This is a genomic window from Xenorhabdus sp. KK7.4 (genome assembly GCF_963876465.1).
GTDB lineage: Bacteria > Pseudomonadota > Gammaproteobacteria > Enterobacterales > Enterobacteriaceae > Xenorhabdus > Xenorhabdus stockiae.
In genome coordinates this window covers 1-211 of record NZ_CAWNQF010000062.1, presented here as the reverse complement: position 1 = coordinate 211, position 211 = coordinate 1, and the positions used below count along the sequence as shown (strand labels likewise).

Sequence of the window (211 nt, the reverse complement as noted above, 5' to 3'; positions counted from 1 at the left end):
GCTGCCTGTTTTCCGCCATCATTCTGAGGAGATCGTAATAATCTTGTTTAGCTGATTCTGTAAGTTGTGGGGTTCCTGCATCGCCCACGCTGCCGGAGGGAGAGGTTTCAGACACAGGACAGGTGGCTTGGATGCGCAGCTTGCGACGACCAGCGGCAACATCAGCCCGAAGAGTGTCAATTTCAGTCTTGGCATTGGCGAGTTCCTGAGT

At 53.6% G+C, this 211-nt stretch carries 2 pseudogenes; both read right to left on the bottom strand.

The features are described from left to right. Window positions 1-18: 18 nt before the first annotated feature. Window positions 19-84, bottom strand: a pseudogene (locus AACS90_RS06210) (hypothetical protein); the annotation flags it as partial. Next, window positions 62-181 (bottom strand): annotated as a pseudogene (locus AACS90_RS06205) (lysis system i-spanin subunit Rz); the annotation flags it as partial. The pseudogenes AACS90_RS06210 and AACS90_RS06205, both read right to left, overlap by 23 nt. Window positions 182-211: the final 30 nt, after the last annotated feature.